Source organism: Halomonas sp. NPDC076908 (assembly GCF_050269715.1).
In the GTDB taxonomy this organism is placed as follows: Bacteria; Pseudomonadota; Gammaproteobacteria; order Pseudomonadales; family Halomonadaceae; genus Vreelandella.
The window spans coordinates 1-17,164 of the sequence record NZ_JBNNIW010000021.1; the positions used below are offsets into that span (position 1 = coordinate 1).

At 54.5% G+C, this 17,164-nt stretch carries 22 protein-coding genes; 6 read left to right on the top strand and 16 right to left on the bottom strand.

Annotated elements, in window-relative coordinates; translation table 11 throughout:
* Positions 1-109 precede the first annotated feature (109 nt).
* The 3 genes from ACQKE4_RS12915 (at position 110) to ACQKE4_RS12925 (ending at position 1,700) form a co-directional block, all read left to right on the top strand.
* On the top strand, positions 110-478 hold the full coding sequence (locus ACQKE4_RS12915; RefSeq protein ID WP_427388790.1) for a hypothetical protein: 369 nt from the start codon (positions 110-112) through the stop codon (positions 476-478).
* Between the two features lie 293 nt (positions 479-771).
* A complete protein-coding gene (locus tag ACQKE4_RS12920; protein WP_427388791.1) occupies positions 772-1,056 on the top strand; it encodes a hypothetical protein in 285 nt (94 codons plus the stop codon).
* 152 nt (positions 1,057-1,208) lie between these two features.
* Complete coding sequence (locus tag ACQKE4_RS12925; RefSeq protein WP_427388792.1) at positions 1,209-1,700, top strand: CreA family protein; 492 nt, start codon at positions 1,209-1,211, stop codon at positions 1,698-1,700.
* Between the two features lie 59 nt (positions 1,701-1,759).
* Here ACQKE4_RS12925 and ACQKE4_RS12930 read toward each other — a convergent pair whose 3' ends face one another.
* The 3 genes from ACQKE4_RS12930 to ACQKE4_RS12940 form a co-directional block, all read right to left on the bottom strand.
* Positions 1,760-2,356 carry a CAP domain-containing protein gene (locus ACQKE4_RS12930; protein ID WP_427388793.1) on the bottom strand — a complete coding sequence of 199 codons (597 nt, stop codon included), beginning with the start codon at positions 2,354-2,356 and terminating at the stop codon, positions 1,760-1,762.
* Complete coding sequence (locus tag ACQKE4_RS12935; RefSeq protein WP_290832717.1) at positions 2,349-2,837, bottom strand: pyridoxamine 5'-phosphate oxidase family protein; 489 nt, start codon at positions 2,835-2,837, stop codon at positions 2,349-2,351. The genes ACQKE4_RS12930 and ACQKE4_RS12935 overlap by 8 nt, the downstream gene beginning before the upstream one ends.
* Before the next feature lie 121 nt (positions 2,838-2,958).
* Positions 2,959-3,354: a lysozyme inhibitor LprI family protein gene (locus ACQKE4_RS12940; protein WP_427388795.1), complete on the bottom strand. Its 396-nt coding sequence runs from the start codon at positions 3,352-3,354 to the stop codon at positions 2,959-2,961.
* Positions 3,355-3,585: 231 nt separating this feature from the next.
* Here ACQKE4_RS12940 and ACQKE4_RS12945 point away from each other — a divergent pair, with 231 nt between their 5' ends.
* Entirely contained in the window at positions 3,586-3,741 is a 156-nt protein-coding gene (locus ACQKE4_RS12945; RefSeq protein WP_427388851.1) for a DUF333 domain-containing protein, read from the top strand.
* Here ACQKE4_RS12945 and ACQKE4_RS12950 read toward each other — a convergent pair.
* On the bottom strand, positions 3,735-4,055 hold the full coding sequence (locus tag ACQKE4_RS12950; RefSeq protein ID WP_427388797.1) for a hypothetical protein: 321 nt from the start codon (positions 4,053-4,055) through the stop codon (positions 3,735-3,737). The genes ACQKE4_RS12945 and ACQKE4_RS12950 overlap by 7 nt on opposite strands.
* 112 nt (positions 4,056-4,167) lie before the next feature.
* Between ACQKE4_RS12950 and ACQKE4_RS12955 the strand changes: the two genes are divergently transcribed.
* Both ACQKE4_RS12955 and ACQKE4_RS12960 read left to right on the top strand, forming a co-directional pair.
* Positions 4,168-5,148 carry a GlxA family transcriptional regulator gene (locus ACQKE4_RS12955; RefSeq protein WP_427388798.1) on the top strand — a complete coding sequence of 327 codons (981 nt, stop codon included), beginning with the start codon at positions 4,168-4,170 and terminating at the stop codon, positions 5,146-5,148.
* Positions 5,149-5,251: 103 nt separating this feature from the next.
* Positions 5,252-6,190, top strand: a complete 939-nt coding sequence (locus ACQKE4_RS12960) for an ABC transporter substrate-binding protein (RefSeq protein ID WP_427388799.1) — start codon at positions 5,252-5,254, stop codon at positions 6,188-6,190.
* A 78-nt stretch (positions 6,191-6,268) separates the two neighbouring features.
* Here ACQKE4_RS12960 and ACQKE4_RS12965 read toward each other — a convergent pair whose 3' ends face one another.
* The 12 genes from ACQKE4_RS12965 to ACQKE4_RS13020 all read right to left on the bottom strand — a co-directional run bounded on the left by ACQKE4_RS12965 (position 6,269) and on the right by ACQKE4_RS13020 (position 17,141).
* Complete coding sequence (locus ACQKE4_RS12965; protein WP_427388800.1) at positions 6,269-7,090, bottom strand: alpha/beta hydrolase fold domain-containing protein; 822 nt, start codon at positions 7,088-7,090, stop codon at positions 6,269-6,271.
* 14 nt (positions 7,091-7,104) lie between these two features.
* Entirely contained in the window at positions 7,105-7,560 is a 456-nt protein-coding gene (locus ACQKE4_RS12970; RefSeq protein WP_427388801.1) for a thioesterase family protein, read from the bottom strand.
* Positions 7,560-8,513: an L-carnitine dehydrogenase gene (locus ACQKE4_RS12975; protein WP_427388802.1), complete on the bottom strand. Its 954-nt coding sequence runs from the start codon at positions 8,511-8,513 to the stop codon at positions 7,560-7,562. Before ACQKE4_RS12975 ends, ACQKE4_RS12970 begins: the two co-directional genes overlap by 1 nt.
* Complete coding sequence (locus ACQKE4_RS12980) at positions 8,510-9,403, bottom strand: 3-keto-5-aminohexanoate cleavage protein (RefSeq protein ID WP_427388803.1); 894 nt, start codon at positions 9,401-9,403, stop codon at positions 8,510-8,512. The genes ACQKE4_RS12975 and ACQKE4_RS12980 overlap by 4 nt, the downstream gene beginning before the upstream one ends.
* Positions 9,404-9,563: 160 nt before the next feature.
* The gene (gene hutC / locus ACQKE4_RS12985; protein WP_427388804.1) at positions 9,564-10,319 is read right to left on the bottom strand and encodes a histidine utilization repressor; all 756 of its coding nucleotides are present in this window, start codon (positions 10,317-10,319) and stop codon (positions 9,564-9,566) included.
* 36 nt (positions 10,320-10,355) lie between these two features.
* Entirely contained in the window at positions 10,356-11,171 is an 816-nt protein-coding gene (locus tag ACQKE4_RS12990; RefSeq protein WP_427388806.1) for a phytanoyl-CoA dioxygenase family protein, read from the bottom strand.
* 39 nt (positions 11,172-11,210) lie between these two features.
* On the bottom strand, positions 11,211-12,362 hold the full coding sequence (gene hisC, locus ACQKE4_RS12995; protein WP_427388808.1) for a histidinol-phosphate transaminase: 1,152 nt from the start codon (positions 12,360-12,362) through the stop codon (positions 11,211-11,213).
* Positions 12,362-13,246 carry an amino acid ABC transporter ATP-binding protein gene (locus ACQKE4_RS13000; protein WP_427388809.1) on the bottom strand — a complete coding sequence of 295 codons (885 nt, stop codon included), beginning with the start codon at positions 13,244-13,246 and terminating at the stop codon, positions 12,362-12,364. Before ACQKE4_RS13000 ends, hisC begins: the two co-directional genes overlap by 1 nt.
* Positions 13,247-13,259: 13 nt before the next feature.
* Positions 13,260-13,922, bottom strand: a complete 663-nt coding sequence (locus tag ACQKE4_RS13005) for an amino acid ABC transporter permease (protein WP_137094841.1) — start codon at positions 13,920-13,922, stop codon at positions 13,260-13,262.
* A complete protein-coding gene (locus ACQKE4_RS13010) occupies positions 13,919-14,578 on the bottom strand; it encodes an amino acid ABC transporter permease (RefSeq protein ID WP_137094839.1) in 660 nt (219 codons plus the stop codon). Before ACQKE4_RS13010 ends, ACQKE4_RS13005 begins: the two co-directional genes overlap by 4 nt.
* Before the next feature lie 77 nt (positions 14,579-14,655).
* A complete protein-coding gene (locus ACQKE4_RS13015; RefSeq protein WP_427388810.1) occupies positions 14,656-15,489 on the bottom strand; it encodes a transporter substrate-binding domain-containing protein in 834 nt (277 codons plus the stop codon).
* 263 nt (positions 15,490-15,752) lie between these two features.
* A complete protein-coding gene (locus ACQKE4_RS13020; RefSeq protein ID WP_427388811.1) occupies positions 15,753-17,141 on the bottom strand; it encodes an FAD-binding oxidoreductase in 1,389 nt (462 codons plus the stop codon).
* Between the last annotated feature and the right edge of the window lie 23 nt (positions 17,142-17,164).

Genomic DNA, 17,164 nt, shown 5'->3' on the forward strand with positions numbered 1-17,164 from the left:
CATGGCACTGTCTGGGTGAATGGCGGTAATGGCTATATTGCCATGCAGGTCAGTGGGTTAGAAGTGCTTCCGGGGGCCGGTCTCACGGATTCAGGATTCATTATATGAGTTGGTCGAGCAAGAATTAAACCCTGGTGTTTCCAGAAATGGGTTCGGATTGTCAGTTCAAGAACTTTACCGAGTTGAGAAAATTCATTGTGAGGCCATAGAAATACAAAACAAAATAATAGAAAAATTAGATTTTGTCAGGGGAGAAGGAGAAGTATTAAAGGGCCTTTTTAATCATTCTATAGATGCTTTTAATGCCTATCATGAAGCTGAGACGAACTTCAGGCTTGAATTGCATGGACTATTGTCATCCTCCGCTATGCGCAACATAGAGTCAGAAGTTACTGAGGCTAATTGGCGTTTTAGGAGTAATTATCTTAATGAGCTTGATGAGCACGTAGACTTTTATGCGGGCCCCTGTGAGTCCTGAAGCAGTTACTCCCTTTTTGACAAGAAATGGTATATTTAAGGGTATACTGCATCTCTATAAAATTATTTTTATTTTTTAAAAACAAATACTTATTAGGTTGGTGATGCTCCTGCCAGGGACGCCAACGGTCAATACGAACCTTCTAACTCTCTAGCAACCCCCATTTGAACCCCATCCCACCATCGCAATAGGTGCCCTAGGCAACTATTTGCCTACCTAGATGCATAATAACTACGCGTTCCCACATTGCTCCCCCATACTGCGCAGACAAATAATAATTAAAAGGAAAGCCCGTGCTGATCAAAGCAATGATGTTGATGCTGGCGCTATGTTTCACGAGTGTGGCCAGTGCTGAGCAACCGCCGGATGTGATCGATGAGTGGGTGACCCAAGCCGAGCTTATTGTCAGCGGTGAGTCCGTGGCGTGTGAACTGGCGTTCGATGCGATCCCCGAGGAGCTTTTACTGGCTCAAGGTGGATGCTGTCGTACGTGCTCCAAAGGGAAAGCCTGCGGTGACTCATGTATTAGCCGTAACTACACCTGCCATAAACCCAGGGGGTGCGCTTGTGATGGGTAGAGAAAAGGGTGGAGAGAAGGGCTGCAGCTTTATCTTTGAGTAGAGGTTAATCTAGCGAACATGCTTGGTGTTATCTGCTGTTTTGTTTGCCAGCATCCGCTATGGTCTTCGCCTGTCCACCTCTTGGCTGTTAATTGAAAAAGGATCTATCCATGCTTTTCGCAAAGCGCGTTGCCATCAAAACGCTAATTGTTGTGTTGGCGTTGCTTCCGACGATGTTGCTACCGACTATGGTGTTGGCTCAGGACGCCCACATTGGTAGCGTGCGCACTGAGTTCAGGATGCTAGGCCCTAACAATACTATTGAGGTGGAGCGTTTCGATGACCCTAAGGTTCAGGGCATCTCTTGCTATATTTCTTACTCACAGATTGGCGGGCTCTCCGGGGCGGTGGGGTTAGCGGAAGAGGCCAGTGAAGCAAGCGTCGCTTGTCGGCAGACGGGCGAAATTGTCTTTGACGCCGATGAGATCGAGCAGCAAGAGGTGGTTTTTTCACAGCGGCGTTCGGCGCTGTTTAAGAATATGCGAGTAGTGCGCATGCATGATTTGGAAACACAAACCTTCGTGTACATGTCATACAGCGCCAAATTGGTAGATGGCTCGCCTAAGAATGCGATTACGGCCGTCCATTACGGCGACCTTTAATCTAAACATTAGCCCGCAGCGAAAAGCTGAGGGCTAATGGTGTTAGGCATTTGGTGAGCTTAACGAGGATTGGCCAGTACTTGCGCCCAGTAGGATGAGTAGCGTGATTCGGTGCTATTGGGCTTGGCATTCGCCATGCCCATCTCGGTGAAAGCGTCACTCATAATATTGCCACAATGGCCGGGGCTCTCTAGCCACCCTTCAACAGCAGCTGCGCTAGAGGAGTGGCCAGCGGCGATATTCTCGCCTACCGCTTGCCATCGATAGCCAGTGTCGCTGACCCGGTGCTGGATCTCATTACCGTCGGGGCCGGTATGACTAAAATAGTCGTTCTCGGCCATGTCTTTGACGTGCATCTCAGCAGCCGCTTCAAGCTTGCAGTTCCAGGCTAGCGGCTCTGCCGCCGCAAAGTGTTGGCTTCCACACTGTCGCTCTTGGCTACGGGCCTCGTTGATCTGTGCAAGCATTTCGCGCTTCTGATCGGTGAGTTCGCATTCGCCCTGAAGACTTGCCGAGTCACTCTGTGTCTCATCACTTGCCCATGAGCTACTTGCGCCCATGAGCATGCCTATCAATAGAATGGTAAGCAACGAAATGGTAAGCAACGGAGTGGCAAGCGCCCAGGGAGCCGGGCGCATGCCTCTGGTGTCAGCCACCAAATTTTTCATTCTCACCTAAATTGGGCGTGGCATCTTTCTTAAGATTCGCCTTGGCAATCTCATAAAGCTGGTACGCTTTGCTCTCCTCGGACTTCCAGTGTTCGCCCATTTCAACCTTGATTTCCAGCAATGCAACGTCTGGGTCATCTTTGCCTTCAGGGAACCAAGCGCCAACAAAGGAGTTCCAGTATTTATCAATCAGCTCGCGGTTATCGGTCAGGTTGGCCTTGCCAGAAAGGGAAACGTAAACACCATCTTCTTGATCGGAGAAGCTAAGGCACACATCGTGATCGCTCTTTGCCTCAAATACCTTTTCGGCACTGCGACGGGTGAAGAACCACAATGTGCCGTCGTACTCTTCCTGTACTAGATGCATCGGGCGAGCCCGGGGCGTGTCGTGATCCAGGGTCACCAACATGCCGACTTTAATATCTTTGATCATCTTCCAGATCTTCTGCTTATGTTCTGGGCTGGACATAATTTCACTTTCCTTATGAAATGGGTTTTCTAGATGAACACAGTTAGCTTTGTGTACATGACCTGTATAAGGCTAGCTGTCATTTTCGATAACAGCAAATCGAGTGATCTGCATCTCGTCTTTAATCCAAGGGCTGCATTAGTGCTTCTAGCTCATCTGCGCGATCAGTCGTTTCAGTCAGTACGCAGGAGTTGGCACTCACCCGCGCCAAGGTGCCGCCTTCTGGGTCGGCATAAAAATCACAGTTAGCGTCTTTATATGCAATCCATGCACGCTGGGCGGTTAGCAGTTGTTCTTGGCGACCGTCACTCAACTGGTTGCGCAGTTTCTGATAGTTGTCGTTGAGACGCTGATCTTCGCGCTCAAACTCTTCACTAATGCATGCCACTATATCGGCCGTGCTAACGGCGTTTTCCATACAGACTTCGTGAGATTGCTGGGATTCTTCGCTATAAGCGATAGCACTCACCAGTAGGGTAGCGCTTAGCAGGCAGTGCGGAAGTAGGGAGTGTTTCATAAGGCTCTTTCTCACATTCGGGGCTGACACTAAGCCGACACCAGGTTGGTGGGATTGGCAACTTTGCCAATGTTCTACGAGTATGTAGGGTAGCCGATAAATGGCTAGCGACGCAGGGAGAGCACAATGTTGGTATATATTGGTAACGGTTATCGCTACTTAGCAATCCCCGCTGTACTTCTGCTCGTCGGTTGTGCCAGCAGTGGCGGAGGCCCAGATTCTCAAAATCAGATGACCCAATATGCCGCTGAATATTGCAGGAGCTTAGGCGGGGAGAATGAAATTCGTGAAAGTAGATTAGGCACTGGCAGATACTGTCGCTTGCCCGATGGGCGGGTCGAAAATGAGTGGCAGCTCTATCGCTCAGAACGTCTCTATAATCAGTAGCGCTGCTTGAGCGCTCTTCGCCGTTTAACGCTTAATACTGCTACTACCAAGCTACATGCTAAAGCTGGCAACACCACATCAAGAACTGAGTCGAGGGTCCAGCCGCGCCAAACGCCTTCGAATATGCCTACGGGGAGTGTTTCTCCCCACTCCCAGCCTCGCTGAATACCTAGCCTATATTCGTGCTGAGCGATCTCGCGCCCCATTAGCAACGCAACGGCGATAGAGCCTGCTACGCTAGCGGAGGCCAATGGCAGTAATGCGCCCTGAATGATTAGCGCAATAATGACATGCTCTAAATGGGTAATATTCAAGTGCATGCTCCATCATGATGACAAATTTTTTTCTAGATTACTGGTCTCGGCAGGCTAACACGCTATGGTAGAAGCGCTTCCACATTCTACATTTTGACCTTTAGGCAGTGCTATGCGTCTTAGTTACCAGGGCCCTTTGCCAGAAATGGTGGGGTTTTTACTGTTGCCGCAGTTTTCCATGATGGCGTTTTTCGCGGCGGTTGAACCGTTGCGGATTGCAAATCGTATTGCTAATCGCCCGCTGTTTGACTGGATCTTGATTAGCGCGGATGGCGAGCCAGTGACGGCGTCCAACGGTATGACGCTAATGGCTGATCACTCAACGGCGGATCTTCACCATCTGCCCTCGCTGGCGGTATGCAGTGGCTTTACTCCAGAGGCGCATCTTACCCGGCCGTTAATGGCCTGGCTGCATCAGTTAGATCAGGCGGGTTGCTGTTTGGGAGGCATTGATACCGGGGCATTTCTGCTCGCTGCCACCGGGTTATTAAAGCACGAGCGGGTTGCGCTGCACTGGGAGAGTCTGCCCGCCTTTCGTGAGCGCTTTCCGGGCATTGATACTACCGATGAGCTTTATGAGTTAGGCGAGCGGCGCTTCTCCTGCGCGGGCGGGGCGGCGGCGATGGATATGGCGCTGGAAGTGATCGCTCGGCGACATGGGGATAAGCTGGCCATTGATGTCTCTGAGCAGCTTATTCATGACCGTATTCGCACCCGCAGTGACCAGCAGCGTATGGCACTGGTCAAACGTTTGGGTAGCCACAATCGGCGCGTGATTGAGGCGGTGGCGTTGATGGAGCAGAACCTTGAAGAGCCGCTTACGCTTGAAGAGGTGGCGAGTCGTATCAATGTGTCGGTCCGCCAGTTACAGCGTTTGTTCGAGCAGGAGTTATCGGCAACACCACGCCAGTGGTACTTACAGCTACGCCTTAAGCGAGCCAGGCGATTGCTGGCAGAGACTGATTTAGCCGTATTGGCGGTGGGCATTGCCTGTGGATTTAGTTCGTCATCAAGCTTTGCACGTGCGTTTCGCGGCTATTATGGTTACTCGCCTCGGGCGGTGCGTTCTTTATCTACCATTAAGGACCTTTAAAGCCAAAATGGCGCTTTGTGCATAGTAAGAGTCGCTTCATACCTAGTTGTCGGTCAGCAGCGGCGCATACTCATTGAACCCAATTAATAAAAGGTTCAGCAAAATGTCTATCACTACCAAGTCGTTGTCGCTTAAAGCGGGTTTTTTGCTCTCTGCATTTGTTGCTGCACCTGCCATGGCAGAGCTGGATGAGCTGCGCTTTGGCGTGCCGCCCTGGCCTGGGGTCACGGTTAAATCTGAAGTGGCTGCTCAGTTACTTGAGACAATGGGGTACAAAACCCGCCAGCAAGACTTAGCCGTGAGCGTCATCCTGGCAGGCCTATCGCGTAACGACCTGGAAATCTATTTAGGTGGCTGGTATCCCGTTCAGACCGATATGGTCGAACCGTTGGTGGCCGAAGGAAAAGTAGAAAAAGTAGCTTCCAATATCCGCGGTGCTAATTCCGGGCTCGTGGTTCCCCAATATGTTTACGATGCAGGCGTCACCACGGTGGCGGAGTTGGCTGAGCATCGTGATCGTTTCGATGGTGAAATTCAGGGCATCGAGGCAGGCACCGGCATTAATGATGCAATTCTCAACGCCATTGCTAACGACCTGGCGGGGCTCGGAGATTGGCAGCTTCGTGAAAGCTCCACCTCGGTCATGTTGGCTCAGGCAGAGCAAAAAATGGCCGATGAGGAGTGGGTGACCTTTGTTGGTTGGGAGCCTCACTGGATGAACGTGAGTTTCGATTTGGCCTATCTAGCCGATAGCGATGACTCGGGCATTGCCGCTATAGAAAGCACTGTGTGGACCATTACGCCAGCGAGCCTGGCTGACGAGGCCCCCCAGGTTCATCGCTTCTTGTCACAATACGTGATTGATATTGAAGACCAGAACGAATGGGTGCATGAGTACAGCTATGAAGATCGCCCGGCGGATGAAGTGGCCCATGAGTGGATAGGTAATAATCTAGACACCGTGGCTGAGTGGCTCGACGGTGTCGAAACCCGCGATGGCGAATCCGCGATTGAGCAGGTGCGAGCCAGCTATGATTCTTAAAAACATGATTCTTAAAAAACATGACTCTTAACAACACGGCTCTTAAAGCCTAGTTTTAATTTGACTCTAAGCGGCGCCTTATCGATTAAGGCGCTGTTTTAGTGTGTGGCAAAAGTCCTGCCAAGCGGCTTCCATGTTGGGTAGCTGCGCGTGGGCGTGAAGGGCGGCGTGAACCATATTTGGGGCACAGCGATAGCCAATTGATGTGCCTGCTTTCTGCCAGTGAGCTACCGCTATCTCAATGGGGCGCGTTAATGGATCCCGCTCTACAGTGAGTATTTCCATGCTGGATGAGGGAGGTATGCAATCACGCTGCGTGGCGTTGATCTCGGGACAGAGGTGGCGAATGCTGAGCACATCGTTGCGCGACAGCAGTGGGGCATCTTCTCCCAGATATTCATGGGATAGCTCGCCAACGGGTGGATAGATCAAGCCCAACGGGGGCGCTTCGCTCAACGGGTGGGCAAGGTCGATAGCTAATCTTCCACCCGCGCTGTCACCCACTATCCCCATAGGTTTAATCGCTTCTAACACCGCTCGGCAGTCAGCCAGCATGGCGGGGTAAGCTACCTCTGGTGCAAGCCGGTAGTTAACGCTTACCACCTCACGTTCAAGCCGCTGGGCCAAGCTGGCGGCGGGGCCGTGGTGGCTCTCGTTGGAACCGCTGGTAAAACCGCCGCCATGTATAAACAGTATGCGGCCGGGCATTTTTTGCTGGGGGATAAAGCAGCGCACGCTAATGCCATTGATAGTGCCATTTTCGACCCGCATTCCTGCCGGGTCGTGTGGTGCGAACGTGCGGCAGAGCTTGTCGTAGGCGCGCCGTGCTTGAGGCAAGGGCAGTCCTTCCATGGCGGTCAGCCCTGCTTTAAAGCGCTGAATAAAGGCGTCTACATACATTGCTGTTGTTGCCCTTAGCGCCGTATAGCGATGGTTCGGCCAGCAAGCTCAGACCACGCATCGCTATCAACCTGGGGTAGCGCTGCCACCGCGCTAGCAATTGCTTCAGGGAATGGGCCTGGGCGGCCAGACGCTTTTTCAATACCCATAAGCATCTGTTCGCTGGTTGCCAGTAGGTTGCTCTCTTCATCCAACATGGCGAAAAACACGTGCAGACGTTTTGCATCGCTATCGAGCAGGGTTAAATCCACGTTTAACGACTGCCCTTGGTGCGCCTCGCGGCGATAGCAGAGGTGAGTTTCCAGCGTATAAATCGTATAGCCGTGTTGTTCACGACCTGCGTCATCCAGCCCGATATGTTCAATAAGGGCATCACAGGCTTGAGAAAAGACGCGGGCGTACTCCGCGTCGTTCATGTGCCCGTTGTAGTCGACCCACTCAGGAGCCACCTGGGTTTCATGGATAATCATTAGATGCGTCCCTTAAGGCCTTCGGCTTCCGGCCAATATTTTTGTACTACCTCAAGTAGCTCGACTAAAAAGTCATCACGGCGCCGGTCCAGCGTCGCGACCGACCGCCCCGCAGCTTGATGCTCACACCCCTCGACGACTTTATCAATCAATTCGTCGGTAAGTTCCGGGGCTTCCAGCTTGGTCCAGGGAAGTTTTAACGCCGGGCCAAACTGTTCCAGCATATGGCGCATGCCAGGCTCGCCGCCCGCTAAGTGGAAGGTTAAGAAGGTGCCCATTAATGGCCAGCGTAAGCCGCAGCCATAAACCACCGCCGCGTCGATCTCTTCAGTAGTCGCCACGCCATCATTGACCAAATGCAGGGCTTCCCGCCATAACGCTTCCATCAAGCGGTCGGCGATATGACCCTCTATTTCACGGCGCACCACTAGTGGCCGCATGGCGAGCGATTGATACAGCTCTTGAGCGCTGGCAATTTGCGAGGGTTGGGTGGCCTCTCCGCCAACCAGTTCTACCAATGGCAGTAAATAAACCGGATTGAAGGGATGAGCGACGATCACGCGCCCAGCTGATTGTTGGCACTGCTGCTGCAGGTCGGTGGGCTTAAAGCCAGAGGTTGACGAGCCAATGATGACATTCGGTGCAGCCGCGGCATCAATGGTGGCTAAGATCTGTTGTTTAAGCTCAAGGCGCTCAGGCACATTCTCCTGAACCAGATCGGCGTCGCTCACCGCCTCATCTATGGTGGCCACAAACAATAGTCGTTCAGGGCTGGCATCGGGCGCTAGGCCGAGCTGAGTTAACGAGGGCCAGGCGTTTTCGATAAACGCGCGGGTGCGTGCTGGCGCTTCAGGTGCGGGGTCGAAGGCGACCACATCCCAGCCTTGGGCGAGGGCGCGAGCAATCCAGCCGTTGCCAATCACGCCGGTACCAATCACGGCTAAGCGGCTCATATGTCACCTCCTGCCGGGTTACGCAGGTTGAGATGGGCGCGGGTTTCAGCGGGGGTCATTACTCGGGCGCCGAGATTCTCGATAATGGTTGAGGCTTTTTCGACCAGTTGGCCGTTATTGGCCAACACGCCTTTCTCTAAAAACAGATTATCTTCCAAGCCAACACGGGCGTGGCCACCCAGCAGCACTGCTTGAGCAACCATGGGCATTTGATGGCGACCAATGCCGAAGGCCGCCCAGTTAGCGTTGGCAGGTAATTTGTTGCGCATCGCCAGCATGGTTTCGGTATCGGCTTCGGCGCCCCAGGGAATGCCCAGGCAGAGTTGATAGAGTGGGTCTCCGTCGATAAGGCCCTCTTGCTGAAGCTGGCGGGCAAACCAGACATGGCCTAGATCGAAGCACTCCAGTTCTGGCTTAACGCCCGCGGCTTGCACCAGGCGGGCGTGCTCGCGCAGCCAATCTGCAGGGTTCACGTAGACCATATCGCCAAAATTGAGGCTGCCGCAGTCCAGAGTGCAAAGCTCGGGAAGCAGTTCGCCGACCGGCGCGTGGCGTTCGGCGGGCGTTTGAATATCTGTGCCAGGGCCGCCACGGGTAGGGTCTGCGGCATCGGGTATCCAGTCGCCGCCACCGCCCGCGGTGATGTTCATCACGATATCCACATCCGCTTCGCGGACACGTTCCATCACTTCGCGAAAGTGCTCAGTCGAGTGGCTAATGCCGCCGGTTTGCGGATCGCGAACATGGATATGCGCGATGCTGGCCCCGGCGCGGGCAGCTTCAATGCAGGAAGCTGCGATAGCCTTTGGGGTAATCGGGACGTTGGGGTTCTTAGCGGTGGTATCACCCGCGCCAGTAACGGCACAGGTAAGAATGACATTGCGGTTCATGGCGCACTCTCTAGTCAGCAGTTGATTCGCTATCTAGTGTGTCGCGATAAGGTTTATAAAGTTGTCGAAAAGCGACATTCGCTATACATAATCGGCTTCGCACGCGGAATTTTAGCTAATTTCGCCGCAAAAAAAAACTTGTCGCATAAAGTAAGGGGAGTCAGCCCGCATGGGAGGTGGCATCAACGGAGTAGCGGCTGCCTAGTCGATAGCGCATGGAGGGGTGCAGAAACTTAACGTAAGTGACCACCCGGGATGCACTCCAAGTGCGGCGCATCAGTGCTAAACAGGGCTCGTTTACATCAATCTCTAGCGCTTTAGCATCTTCTTCCGAGGGCAGTAGCGCGTCGACGATATGTTCTATTTCGTCTACCGGGATGCTATTGAGTAAGTAGCGTGAAGGTTGCAGCGCGTCATCAAACTGCTGGTGAATAAAATCAGGCGCCATGGTGGGCGAAACGTAACGATCCTCGAGCTGCACGGCGAGATCTTCCTCATAGTGAACGCAGCGCAGGTGGTAGACCGAGCTGCCGGTGGTGAGCTCAAGTGCTGAGGCAATAGCAAAGGGGGCCGCGACACGACCGAGTTCGAGTACTTCACAGTGGTAACGATGGCCCCGGGAGATGATCTCATCGGCAATATTGGCTATTTGCAGTAAGTTGGAGTGTGGTTTGCGCTCAGCAATAAAGGTACCTACGCCGCTGGTACGCTCTAAGTAGCCCTCGCTGGTAAGCTCCCGTAGTGCTCGATTAATCGTCATGCGTGACATGCCGAGTTCGTTAACGAGTTGATTTTCAGATGGAATCATATCGCCAGGCTTCCAGAAGCCCGAGGCGGTGCGCTCCAGGACAAACTGCTTGGCCTGTAAATAGAGTGCTTTTGGTGCGGTGACGCTATCGGTATCGGTTTTCTTCATCCGCTACTCCAGTTATGAAAAAGTTTGGCCTAGCGACTAGGGGTGCTGATAGACAATGGGGAACTCAGGCCCTGTTAATAGATCGCCATTTTGTAAGGTGAGATGGGCAAATGGTGGAGACCCTTTGCCGCCCCGGTCAACAAAGCGGGCATTGTCACCTAACCAACGAGCGGAGAACACCCTGCGGCGATGGTTGGAGGTGTTGGCGGATGCACCATGAACGGTGCGGAAATCAAAAGCGACGGCGTCGCCAGGTTCTAAAGCCCATTGCAGGATGCGGTACTGAGAAGGATCGACATCAATATCCGGTAGCTCTTCACGCGTATCTCCTTGATAAAGATCACTGCCGTCAAAGCGCTTGGGGCGGTGAAGTTTGTTCCAGTGATGTGACCCTGCAATACATTTTAGGGAAGTCTCACATGCCACGGGATCTAGCGGGATCCAAAAACTAATGCACTGCGTACTCTCAACACAATAATAGGGCTGATCCTGATGCCAGGGAGTCACTTGCGAGGAGCCGGGCTCTTTGACAAGTACGTGGTCGTGAAAGAACTGGGCCTGTCGTGAGCCCATTAGTTTGCAAGCTAGCTCCGCAATAGGAGATTCCATCACAAAGCGTGAAAAAGGCTCAATGCGCTGCCAGTTGCATAGGTCCTGAAAGAACGGTGCCGAGCCATCACTGGGCTGATAGGAGCGCTCCAGAGGGCTGGGCGATGCAATCAGCGTATCAACTCCTTCACGTAGTGGCTCCATCCAATCGTTAAAAAGGCCACGTAGTACCACGGCGCCTTCGCGTTGAAAAGCCTCGATCTCCGCATCATTTACAGTGACATTGGGGTTGGGAGTTGTCATTGGATTAGCCGCCTTATTTAGAGAGTTGAGTTATCTATGTCAGGGAGTATCGTCGTGAGCAAAGGGTGCTGGCGCGGGCTGAAGAGTTTCCGAAAGCGCGGTAAGAAACTGATCATTCTGCTCGCGGCTGCCGATTGAGACGCGCAGCCAATGGCGATAGCCTGGCTCGCGCCAAGGTTTAACGATTACACCGTGGCTCAGCAGTGCTTCATGCACGCTATCGGATGCTTGATCCGTTTTGAAAAACAGGAAATTAGTCAGAGAAGGCACTACCGTCAGGTGCATCTCGTTAAGCGCCTTGGCAACCCGCTCGCGTTCGCTAATGGTCGCTTCAAGCCCAGCCTTGAGGTGGGCCTCATCCTGCAGCGCTGCTAGCGCAGCCACTTGAGCAAGGCGGTTAACGTTAAACGGCGTGCGGAGGCGATCGATAAGATCGGCCAGCGCTGGGCTGCTGGCAATGCCATAGCCCACACGTAAACCGGCCAGCGCATAGGCTTTTGAGAAGGTGCGTAAAACGATCCATGGCGTCTGCTGTAGGGATAGCCGAGCCAGCACATCCGGATAGCCGGGGCTGCCCTGAGCGTACTCATAATAGGCCTCATCGAAGACTAGTAGGGTGGCGGGGGTTAGCACCTCAAGCAACTGCTCTAACTGGCTTGCCGATAGTGCGCTACCAACCGGATTGGAGGGGGATGAGAACATCAGCATACGTGGCGGCTCACTCAGCGCCTCAATCAGCCCGTCAATGTCAAAACGGCCGCCCTCCAGCATGGGCACTGCGCGAATCTTTGCCCCCAGTGAGTGTGGGTATAGGGTGTGCAGACCGAAGGCGGGGGTGACGGTGACTAAGCTATCGCCGTGGTCGAGAAACACCCGGCACAAAATCGCAATCAAATCTTCCGAGCCATTACCAAACACCAGCTGTTCGGGCGCAACCCCAAGGCGCACCGCCAGCACATCGCGTAATAGCCCACAGGAGGCATCGGGATAAAGGCCACTATCGCTAATGGCGTTTGAGATAGCGGCGGCTACCTGGGGGGAGGGGCCATAGGGGTTCTCATTGCTGCCTAGCTTGGCAATCTTTGACACGCCAAAGCGCTTGCTTACCTGTTCGCTGGAAAGCCCAGCATTGTAGCTTTCAAGCTCGCGCACTTCGCGGCGTGCCAGGGGAGTGGGGTCGATAGGCAGCATTAGTTTTCCAGCTCCGGGGTGGTATTCCAGAAGGCGTTGCGATCCAGGTAATTCTGTAAAAACTGGCGAAGGCGAGGGTGCTGAGTGTCGCGGAATACTTCACTGGGCGTGCCACGGGTGACGATGCGGCCTTGATCGAGGAACACGACGGTATCGGCGACTTGAGCGGCAAAGCCCATTTCGTGGGTCACTACCACCATGGTCATGCCTTCAAGGGCAAGCTGCTTCATCACCGCCAACACTTCGCCCACCAGTTCAGGATCAAGGGCCGAGGTAGGCTCATCGAAGAGCATAATCTTGGGCTCCATGGCCAGTGCCCGGGCAATGGCCACGCGCTGCTGTTGGCCGCCGGAAAGTCGCGCTGGGTACTCTTTGGCCTTCTCGGCCAGGCCAACCTTGTCGAGCACCTCCATGGCGCGTTTTTCAGCTTCGCTGCGCTTTAGCCTACGCACTCTCACCAGGGCCTCGGTGACATTGCCCAGCGCTGTCATATGTGGCCATAGGTTGAACTGCTGAAAGACGATGCCCAGGTTGCGCCGGGCCTGATTGAGGCGGTTGCGTCCGGCGTGTTGGCGGCGCCCCCGGTCATCGATTTCCCAGCCGAGTAGGCGCCCCTCGATATGGATCTCCCCTTCGTCATACTCCTCAAGAAAGGCCATGCTGCGCAGCAGCGTACTTTTACCCGACCCCGATGGGCCAATCAGGCAGACGACCTCGGAGTGATGCACATCAAGGTTGATATCAGTGAGTACTTGATGCTCGCCGAAACGCTTGCCGACGGCGGAGAGATGGATAATGGGGGACGCCTTATCACCCCCTTTTTGCGTAGCTTCGACTAAAGCCGCAGCAGGGGTAGGTGTGGACGACGATAGGGAAAGCGGCATAGCTAGCTCCTGTTCAGCGCTGTAAGTAGGTGCCGACGCGGTGCTCAAGCCACCTGCCCACCCGCGAGGTTATTTCGATAAGCAGTAGGTAGGCGATGCAGAGAACCAATAGCGTTTCAATAAAAGTGAAGGTGCGGGTACCAATCCCGGTGAGCACCGCAGTTAGCTCAGGGACGGTGATAATCGACAGGACAGCGGTCTCTTTGCATAGGATCGTCAACATATTGACGATCGCTGGCAGGATCAGCACCAGCATTTGGGGCAGCTGTACTCGCCACATAAGTTGCAGGCGGCCCAGTCCCAGGCACTCGCCGGCTTCCAGTTGCCCGCGGGGGACGGCGGCGAAGCCGCTACGAAAAATCTCCGCGAAATAGACGCTGCTGTAGAAAGCGATGCAGAGCACCCCAGCTGTAATCGCGCCGAGACGTAGACCGAATGATGGGCCGCCGTAGTAGACCAGAAACAGGATCACCAAAAAGGGGGTGCCGCGTACCAGCTCAATAAACACTCTCAATATGAGCTGCAGTGGCCGACCGCCAAAGAGCATCAGCGCAGCGATAAATAGTCCCGTTACCAACCCCAATACGCTGCCCACCAGCCAGGTATAAATGGTGACTAAAAAAGCGCTCCAGATGGCGTCGGCATTGGCGGTAATAATTGATAGATCGAAAATCACGCCAGACTCCTCTCTAGGTGACGCTCAAGTCGGCGCCCGAACATGGTCAACGGTATGTTGATCAGGCAGTAGATCCCTGCCAGTACCAGGTAGTGCTGGAAAAATAAGTAGTCTGAAGAGGCCAGGTTTTGGGCCACCCGGGTAAGATCCGCCAGGCCGACTACTGACACCAACGCCGAGGCCTTAATCAGCAGCACCAGCTCGTTTACCAGTGATGGAAGGGTGCTTTGAACCGCCTGGGGCAGCTCGATGCGTAGCAAAATAGCGGGGCGACTCATGCCGAGTAAGTGGGCCGCTTCACGCTGACCAGAGGGGATCGCCAATAGCCCGCCGCGTAATATTTCGGCGATATAAGCGCCTGAACAGAGTGAGAGCGCCATCACCGCGGCCACCATGGGGGAGAGGTTGGGTAGCCCGAACATGGGTGCCAGGTAGTAGATAACCAGTAGCTGGACGAGCAGTGGTACCCCTCGAAAGATAAAGATATAGCTGCCACCGAGGCGACGTAGCAAAGGCATTTTGGCCAGCTGCATGCTGGCAATCAGGGTGCCGATAACAAAGCCAATGGCATTGCCTAACAGTGACGTCTGAAGCGTTATAAGGAGTGCCTTACCCAGCAGTGGCAGGCTAAAAAGAAGCGTCGGCCAGTCGAACATTGGCAGTATCCCTTAAGGTGAGGGAGGGCGTGCTGGGCGGCCTACGCAACTGTCGCCCAGCACGCATTGAAGGTAGCTTAGATTTCGGGCTCAAAATCTTCGCTGGGAACATCCATCGGCGCGCCGAACCACTTGGTTTGTAGCTCGGAGAGGCTGCCATCTTCGTGCATGGATAGAAGCACCTCGTTGATGGCATCAACCAGTGACGCGGACTCTTCATCGTTACGCGCCATATAGCCGAAGTAAGCGGGTTGGCCAAAGGGGGGAAGGACAACTTCAAACATCGGGCGCTGAGTCGCCGTATAAGCAATATTGGGTAGCGAGTTGGCAACCGCATCGATACGTCCAGCGGCAAGGTCGGCGTAGGTTTGGCTGTAGTCCACATACTCGGTAATAGTCGGCGGATCCGGCAGCTCAGCGGCGAATGCCTTTAGCTGTTCAAGCTGTGCGGTACCGCGGCCGCCCCCGGCAGCTTTGCCAGAAATATCTTCGGGGGTTTGAATAGAGTCGTCGTCAGCGCGCTTGAGGATAGCGACAGTGGCATCGGCGATAGGCAAGGTGAAGTTGTAGCGTAGTTTGCGCTCTTGGGTAATCATCGCGGGGCCTGCAACAAAGTCGTAATTACCCGCCTCAAGGCCGGGGAGTACGCTGGGCCAGGGTAAGTCGATCCAGTTAATCGTGATCCCTAATTCGTCACCAACACGCTCCATAAGCTCAAGGTTTAAACCACTCTGCTGGCCCGCATCTAAATAAGCGAAGGGCGCGAAGTGAAACTCAGTGCCAACATTGAGTACGCCCCGCTCTTTAACCTCGTCAAGCAGGTCTGCAGAGGCGCTGGAGATCGCTAAGCAGAGGCCAAGGCCTAGGGTTAGCTGGGAGAGTGACCGGTTAAGCAGCGTGGATTTGTTCATCGAGTAATGACTCCATAGGGCTAGATGAGATAGTGCTAGATGCGATAGTGCTAGGGTTGATAGGGCTAGCGGCGTGGCTGATAGTGCGTATCAGCACTGCAGCGATTCGGAACCTCAGTTATCTAAAAGCAAACGGCGTGCCAAAATGTACTTACCTGTATATACATAATGGTTTTGCAGAGGTAGGCGTGAAATCGCTACCCACACCCTGCACAGTTTGGGTGCGTACCGCCCCGCCTATGAGGGCGGCTTAGGTGGGTGTCTTAACCGAATAGCTTGCCCGGATTGAGGATGCCGTTAGGGTCCAGGGTATGTTTGAGCGAGCGCATAACGTCCAGCGCTTCGGGGTGGACACTGTGGTGTAAGAAATCGCGCTTGAGCAGGCCAATGCCGTGCTCGGCAGAGATCGAACCGCTATAGTCACCGACTAGGCGATAGACCTCCGCTTCGATAGCATGGCGAGTCTCGGCGGTATCCTCGGCCAGGGACTGGCCATCCACGGTTAGGTGTAAATTGCAGTCGCCGATATGGCCAAAATTGACAATGCGGATGTCCGGCCAGCGCTGAGTGAGCATTTTGCTGGCGTCTTCGACAAAGGCGCCGATCGTGGCAACCGGCAGGCTGATATCAAAGTTGATGGGTGCCAGCTTGAGCGGGAATTCGCCAGTCGCCTCACGGATCGCCCATAATTCGCGGGCTTGTGTGGTGCTGCCTGCCAGTACCGCATCTTCCACCTCGCCGCTTGCCAGCGCGCTTTCCAGGGCAGCCTCCAGATGGCTGGCTGCGCCCTCTGCCTCACAAAGCAGGTAAATAGGGTGGCTTGTGTGCAGCGGTGGCTGGCCGTCTCGCCAGCCACAGCTCATGGTGTAAAAGTCCTGCCACATCACTTCAAATGCCTCTAGCGCCAGCCCAGCACCGCGTAACCGGTGGAGTAACGCAACAGCCGCCGGGTAGTTGGGCAGCCCGCACAAAAACGTATGGGTTTCACCCTTGGGAGGCGCCAGACGCAGCACGGCGCGGGTGATAATGCCCAGGGTGCCTTCGGCGCCGATAAAGCAGTGCTTAAGGTCGTAGCCGGTATTGTTCTTGATCATGCCGTTCATCAAGTCGAGAATCCGGCCATCCGCGAGTACCACCTCCAGGCCGAGCACCTGGTCGCGGGTCATGCCGTGACGAATCACCCCATGGCCACCGGCATTGGTCGCGATGTTACCGCCGATCTGGCACGTTCCCCGGGCGCCAAAATCGACCGGGTAGCGAAAACCTGCCTCTTCAGCCGCATCCTGGACGGTTTGTAGTGTGGTGCCCGCGCGCACCGTCAGGGTAGCGGCATCGCCATCGACGCTCTCGACACCGGTTAGTCGACCAAGCGATATTGCGATGCTGTCGGTACTGGGCACCGCCGCACCCGCCAAGCCGGTCATTCCCCCCTGGGGCACCACCGGGCGGCGGTGTTCATTGCACAGTCGTAGCAGGCTGGCAACCTCTTCAGTGGTAGCTGAGCGTACCAGTGCCAGCGGTCGGCAGGGGGCATGGCCTGTCCAGTCGCTGAAGCAGGATGTGGGAATCTCTTCGCCCAACAGCACGCTGTCGCCAAGCATATCTTTTAGTGTTTTAAGAAAGAGGTGGTCGGCTGTGTGGCTGGAAATCATGATCAATCTCGCTTGTTCGGCTT

Excerpts from the sequence above, each read along its gene's own strand:
- ACQKE4_RS13000 (WP_427388809.1), bottom strand. The coding sequence starts at position 13,246 with ATGCCGCTTTCCCTATCGTCGTCCACACCTACCCCTGCTGCGGCTTTA.
- ACQKE4_RS12955 (WP_427388798.1), top strand. The coding sequence starts at position 4,168 with ATGCGTCTTAGTTACCAGGGCCCTTTGCCAGAAATGGTGGGGTTTTTA.
- ACQKE4_RS12970 (WP_427388801.1), bottom strand. The coding sequence starts at position 7,560 with ATGATTATCCATGAAACCCAGGTGGCTCCTGAGTGGGTCGACTACAAC.
- ACQKE4_RS13015 (WP_427388810.1), bottom strand. The coding sequence starts at position 15,489 with ATGAACAAATCCACGCTGCTTAACCGGTCACTCTCCCAGCTAACCCTA.
- ACQKE4_RS12925 (WP_427388792.1), top strand. The coding sequence starts at position 1,209 with ATGCTTTTCGCAAAGCGCGTTGCCATCAAAACGCTAATTGTTGTGTTG.
- ACQKE4_RS12990 (WP_427388806.1), bottom strand. The coding sequence starts at position 11,171 with ATGACAACTCCCAACCCCAATGTCACTGTAAATGATGCGGAGATCGAG.
- ACQKE4_RS12960 (WP_427388799.1), top strand. The coding sequence starts at position 5,252 with ATGTCTATCACTACCAAGTCGTTGTCGCTTAAAGCGGGTTTTTTGCTC.
- ACQKE4_RS13020 (WP_427388811.1), bottom strand. The coding sequence starts at position 17,141 with ATGATTTCCAGCCACACAGCCGACCACCTCTTTCTTAAAACACTAAAA.
- ACQKE4_RS12965 (WP_427388800.1), bottom strand. The coding sequence starts at position 7,090 with ATGTATGTAGACGCCTTTATTCAGCGCTTTAAAGCAGGGCTGACCGCC.
- hutC (WP_427388804.1), bottom strand. The coding sequence starts at position 10,319 with ATGAAGAAAACCGATACCGATAGCGTCACCGCACCAAAAGCACTCTAT.
- ACQKE4_RS12940 (WP_427388795.1), bottom strand. The coding sequence starts at position 3,354 with ATGAAACACTCCCTACTTCCGCACTGCCTGCTAAGCGCTACCCTACTG.
- ACQKE4_RS12935 (WP_290832717.1), bottom strand. The coding sequence starts at position 2,837 with ATGTCCAGCCCAGAACATAAGCAGAAGATCTGGAAGATGATCAAAGAT.
- hisC (WP_427388808.1), bottom strand. The coding sequence starts at position 12,362 with ATGCTGCCTATCGACCCCACTCCCCTGGCACGCCGCGAAGTGCGCGAG.
- ACQKE4_RS13010 (WP_137094839.1), bottom strand. The coding sequence starts at position 14,578 with ATGTTCGACTGGCCGACGCTTCTTTTTAGCCTGCCACTGCTGGGTAAG.
- ACQKE4_RS12945 (WP_427388851.1), top strand. The coding sequence starts at position 3,586 with ATGACCCAATATGCCGCTGAATATTGCAGGAGCTTAGGCGGGGAGAAT.
- ACQKE4_RS12980 (WP_427388803.1), bottom strand. The coding sequence starts at position 9,403 with ATGAACCGCAATGTCATTCTTACCTGTGCCGTTACTGGCGCGGGTGAT.
- ACQKE4_RS12975 (WP_427388802.1), bottom strand. The coding sequence starts at position 8,513 with ATGAGCCGCTTAGCCGTGATTGGTACCGGCGTGATTGGCAACGGCTGG.